The 2042-nt window shown below is 63.5% G+C and carries 2 protein-coding genes; both read left to right on the top strand.

All coding sequences use genetic code 11. From position 1 onward, the window contains the following. The first annotated feature begins 63 nt into the window (after window positions 1-63). Complete coding sequence (locus LI92_RS21045; RefSeq protein WP_046322402.1) at window positions 64-993, top strand: acetaldehyde dehydrogenase (acetylating); 930 nt, start codon at window positions 64-66, stop codon at window positions 991-993. After that, window positions 994-2022: a 4-hydroxy-2-oxovalerate aldolase gene (gene dmpG / locus LI92_RS21040; protein WP_046322400.1), complete on the top strand. Its 1029-nt coding sequence runs from the start codon at window positions 994-996 to the stop codon at window positions 2020-2022. It begins immediately after the preceding gene. The last annotated feature ends 20 nt before the right edge of the window (window positions 2023-2042 follow it).

Below are 2042 nucleotides of genomic sequence, written 5' to 3'. Positions count from 1 at the left end.
CGAGTTTTCCGGGCTGGGTTCGGTCCGGCTGGTTTTCGAATAGATTCGAATAGAGGAGCTTTCATGGCTGCCAAGGCCTCAGTGGCAATCGTCGGGTCGGGCAATATCAGTACTGACCTGTTGTACAAGCTGCTGCGTTCGCAGTGGCTGGAGCCGCGTTGGATGATCGGTATTGACCCGGAGTCTGAGGGTTTGGCGCGGGCGCGCAAGCTGGGCTTGGAGACTTCGGCGCAGGGTGCGGACTGGCTGTTGGCTTTGGATGAGAAGCCGGACTTCGTGTTTGAGGCGACCAGTGCGTATGTGCATAAGGCGTATGCGCCTAAGTATGAGGCGGCCGGTATCCGGGCTATCGATTTGACGCCGGCGGCGGTGGGTCCGGCGGTGATTCCGCCGGCGAATCTGCATGCTCATGTTGATGCGCCGAACGTGAACATGATCACCTGTGGTGGGCAGGCCACCATTCCGATCGTGTATGCGGTCACTCGGGCGGTCAAGGAGCAGGGGGGCACGGTGCCCTATGCCGAGATCGTGGCCAGTGTGGCCAGTGTGTCGGCGGGTCCGGGGACGCGGGCCAATATCGATGAGTTCACCAAGACCACCTCGCGGGGGGTGGAGACCATCGGTGGTGCGCAAAAGGGTAAGGCGATCATCATCTTGAACCCGGCTGATCCGCCGATGATCATGCGCGACACGATCTTCTGCCAGATCCCTGAGGATGCTGACCGGGATGCGATCACCGCGTCGATCAAGGATGTGGTGGCTCAGGTGCAGACGTATGTGCCCGGTTACCGGTTGCTCAATGAGCCGCAGTTCGACGAGCCGTCGCTGAACTCCGGTGGGCGTGCGGTGGTGACCACGTTCGTCGAGGTCGAGGGCGCCGGCGATTATCTGCCCCCGTATGCGGGCAATCTGGACATCATGACTGCTGCGGCGACCAAGGTGGGCGAGGAGATCGCCCGTGAGATGGCGGCGGCGAAGGCTGGAGGAGCGTAAATGAGCGACCACATCTTTGATGTGCGGATCACCGACACCTCGCTGCGCGACGGTTCGCATCACAAGCGCCACCAGTTCACCCCGGAGGAGGTCGCGGCGATCGTGGCGGCGATCGACGCCGCGGGGGTGCCGGTGATCGAGGTGACCCATGGTGACGGCCTGGGTGGGTCGAGTTTTAACTATGGGTTTTCCAAGACGCCCGATCAGGAGTTGATCAAGCTCGCGGCGCAGACCGCCCGCGATGCCCGGATCGCCTTTTTGATGCTGCCCGGGGTGGCCACCAAGGACGACATGAAGCAGGCGCAGGGTAACGGTGGGCAGATCTGCCGGATCGCCACGCACTGCACCGAGGCCGATGTCTCCATTCAGCATTTCGGCTTGGCGCGGGAGCTGGGGTTGGAGACCGTCGGGTTTTTGATGATGGCCCATACCGTGTCCCCGGAGAAGCTGGCCGGCCAGGCCCGGATCATGGCCGATGCGGGTTGTCAGTGTGTGTATGTGGTGGATTCGGCCGGTGCCCTGGTGATGGAGGGTGTGCGGGATCGGGTGGCGGCGTTGGTGGCTGAGCTCGGTGAGGACGCGCAGGTCGGTTTTCACGGTCACGAGAACCTCGGGTTGGGGGTGGCGAACTCGTTGGAGGCGGTGCGTGCCGGGGCCAAGCAGATCGACGGTTCGGTGCGCCGCTTCGGTGCGGGGGCGGGTAACGCCCCGGTGGAGGCGTTGATCGGGGTGTTCGACAAGGTCGGGATCAAGACCGGTATCGATTTCTTCGACATCGCTGATGCTGCCGAGGATGTGGTGCGCCCGGCGATGCCGGCCGAGTGCGTGCTGGACCGCAACGCGTTGATCATGGGTTATTCGGGGGTGTATTCGAGCTTCCTCAAGCACGCGGTGCGCCAGGGTGAGCGTTACGGTGTGCCCGCCCATGAGCTGCTGCACCGGGCCGGGCAGCGCAAGCTGATCGGCGGCCAGGAGGACCAACTCATCGACATCGCCCTGGAGATCCAGCGGGAGCGAGCCGCGAAATAACCGCGGCATGACCACACGGC

It is taken from the genome of Mycobacterium sp. UM_Kg1 (assembly GCF_000972925.1).
Classification (GTDB): Bacteria; Actinomycetota; Actinomycetes; order Mycobacteriales; family Mycobacteriaceae; genus Mycobacterium; species Mycobacterium hiberniae.
The sequence above is the reverse complement of the archived record's forward strand: the minus strand, read 5'-3'. Positions and strand labels throughout refer to the sequence as shown.

Coding starts and splice junctions, on each gene's coding strand:
- LI92_RS21045 (WP_046322402.1), top strand. CDS start 64: ATGGCTGCCAAGGCCTCAGTGGCAATCGTCGGGTCGGGCAATATCAGT.
- dmpG (WP_046322400.1), top strand. CDS start 994: ATGAGCGACCACATCTTTGATGTGCGGATCACCGACACCTCGCTGCGC.